The organism is Moorena sp. SIO1F2, assembly GCF_010672755.1.
GTDB lineage: Bacteria > Cyanobacteriota > Cyanobacteriia > Cyanobacteriales > Coleofasciculaceae > Moorena.
Genome location: NZ_JAAHFV010000593.1, coordinates 1 through 2,220, shown reverse-complemented (window position 1 = coordinate 2,220; position 2,220 = coordinate 1). Strand labels below are relative to the sequence as shown.

Below are 2,220 nucleotides of genomic sequence, written 5' to 3'. Positions count from 1 at the left end.
CAGAAGCATCACTGATATGAACAATAAAAGTGTTCCGGCAGCAGTATCCATCATCTCAGGGGAGAAGCGCTTAGCCAGCCAATGACCAATCAGTACACCTAGCAAACTAGTAGATATCAGTGCTGCGGCAGCACCAACAAACACAATCCATGGAGACTGGGATTCGGCAGTGATAAGTAGTGTTGCCAATTGGGTCTTGTCGCCCATCTCGGCTAGAAAGATAGTTAGGAAAGTTGAACTAAAGATTCCCCATACAGCCATCTGGTTTGCTTTTACTGGCTGACTCTGGTCAGATTGAGTCACTGGAAAACTGCTCAAGATATAGTTACTCTATACAATTTACCAAAATTTGCATAACTTTACATAAATTCTGAGGCTGTGATCACTCTCCAAATGTAAATTCTTAAAACAAGTTGAGATTTTTCTCCCCGAAAATTCTTATGATTGCTTTGATTGCTGATCAATTCATCAATATGGGAGAAACTACATTGATTAACTCAATTTTGTTAGCTGCTGTGGAAACCTCTGTTCCGGTGACCCCAGAGTGGAGTCCCACAGTGGGGATAGTAATGATTTTGTGTAATCTGTTTGCGATTACTGTTGGTCGCTTTGCCATCAAAAACCCCGGTCAAGGCCCAGCTTTACCCGGTGCCTCTGGACTGTTTGCCAATTTTGGCATCCCTGAACTGTTGGCAACTACTAGCCTGGGTCACATCCTAGGCGCTGGTGTCATCTTAGGTCTAGCCACTAGTGGTGTTTTGTAAGGTCTGAAAAAGAACTTGGCTCCAGGGGAAGAGAGGGGAGAGGGGGCAGTGGCAGAAGCCCTAATTAGTCGAAAATCATTTTTGACTTTTGATATCGTATTTGCTTCCCCTTCCCGATTCCCCTAGCAATTCTGGTTGAACTCGCTGCAAAAATAACACGACTGCCGCTGAAAACGACCCCTCGATCACCATCAGGGGGATATGGGCAACCATTAGCCCGTAAATTGCTGTCCGTTCTGTTGCCACATTAATAGTAGCAGGAATATTGGTAATGACTAGGACGAAGAATATTAGCGTCGCCACTCCCAAGCCAGCAGCACCTGCCAAGAAGCTGAAGATAGCAGTAACAATTCGATTGCCTTTACCAAACACCCGCCGCAATTGGAACAGGTGATACGCCAAGATTGCTGATATTCCCATCATCGCTGCATTTATCCCGAGGGTGGAGAGTCCACCATGCTGGAACATAACTGCTTGAAAGAACAAACCAATCAGAATGGCAGGAATGGCATAATAACCTAAAATTGCCCCTAACAAGCCATTAAGAACGAAATGGACACTCGCTGGTGGGATGGGGAGGTGGATTGAGGATGCCACAAAAAAGGCAGCGGTCAGTAAGGACGCTCTGGGAATTGCCTCCTGGGGGTTTTGATGTTGATCAATTCGACGTAGGGCATACCAAGTGAGTCCACCAGTAGCTGCATAACCAGCAAGACAGACAGAAGCAGGGAGAATACCATCAGGAATGTGCATTAGTTTTCCTCCCTAAGAAAAAGAGTGCTGTACCCACAAATCCCCAGACACCAGCAGCTGCCATGAGCATTCTCTGAACAGGGGTGTAAGTAGGACTGGTTGATGAGCTCATTAGGTAGTTACCCGCTGCTGATGACTGACCCGCTACAGCAGAATTCTCTTCACCAAGAGTAAGAGTAATCATGCCACCGTGACCAGCTTGGCGCACCTGAATTGTCCAATTTCCCTGCTGAGCGTAATCGGGAGCAAAGATAAACCTGCCGTTGGTGTCACTAGTCCCTGTCTGCCAAGGAGTGGTAGGATTATTGGGAGCATAAATGGTTACTTGGGCATTAGACATCGGTTTACCAGTGTCGTATTTAGCATTAATCTCAATGGCCTGGATAGTTTTAGATTCAAGCTTAGTGCCGTGAGCCTCAGCATTAACTGACCAACTCAAGACAGAAACCAGGCTCAGTAGCATCAAACCTTTCCACTTCATCCTTAATTCTTGACTGTTGAGTGTTGACTGGATTTAATTGACATATTTTTCACTTTCCGGAAAAGTCGTCAATCTCTGTGACCCTCTCCCACTCTCCTCACAGGGGTAGGTTTTTTACATTTGGGTCGGGAGTCGGGAATCGGAACCCACCCCTAACCCCTCCCAGGAGGGGAACGGGAATCGGAACCCACCCCTAACCCCTCCCAGGAGGGGAACGGGAAT

The 2,220-nt window shown here is 46.8% G+C and carries 4 protein-coding genes; 1 reads left to right on the top strand and 3 read right to left on the bottom strand.

Features of this window, described 5'->3' with window-relative positions; translation table 11 throughout:
* On the bottom strand, positions 1–261 hold a 261-nt coding region (locus tag F6J94_RS33190; protein ID WP_367142318.1), incomplete at its 3' end, for a TMEM165/GDT1 family protein.
* Between the two features lie 212 nt (positions 262–473).
* Between F6J94_RS33190 and psaK the strand changes: the two genes are divergently transcribed.
* Positions 474–764: a photosystem I reaction center subunit PsaK gene (gene psaK, locus F6J94_RS33185; RefSeq protein WP_081431422.1), complete on the top strand. Its 291-nt coding sequence runs from the start codon at positions 474–476 to the stop codon at positions 762–764.
* 75 nt (positions 765–839) lie between these two features.
* Here psaK and cbiM read toward each other — a convergent pair whose 3' ends face one another.
* Both cbiM and F6J94_RS33175 read right to left on the bottom strand, forming a co-directional pair.
* Positions 840–1,517 carry a cobalt transporter CbiM gene (cbiM, locus tag F6J94_RS33180; protein ID WP_293048030.1) on the bottom strand — a complete coding sequence of 226 codons (678 nt, stop codon included), beginning with the start codon at positions 1,515–1,517 and terminating at the stop codon, positions 840–842.
* Positions 1,504–1,980 carry a carboxypeptidase-like regulatory domain-containing protein gene (locus tag F6J94_RS33175; protein ID WP_229415538.1) on the bottom strand — a complete coding sequence of 159 codons (477 nt, stop codon included), beginning with the start codon at positions 1,978–1,980 and terminating at the stop codon, positions 1,504–1,506. Before F6J94_RS33175 ends, cbiM begins: the two co-directional genes overlap by 14 nt.
* Between the last annotated feature and the right edge of the window lie 240 nt (positions 1,981–2,220).

Coding starts and splice junctions, on each gene's coding strand:
- psaK (WP_081431422.1), top strand. CDS start 474: ATGGGAGAAACTACATTGATTAACTCAATTTTGTTAGCTGCTGTGGAA.
- cbiM (WP_293048030.1), bottom strand. CDS start 1,517: ATGCACATTCCTGATGGTATTCTCCCTGCTTCTGTCTGTCTTGCTGGT.
- F6J94_RS33175 (WP_229415538.1), bottom strand. CDS start 1,980: ATGCTACTGAGCCTGGTTTCTGTCTTGAGTTGGTCAGTTAATGCTGAG.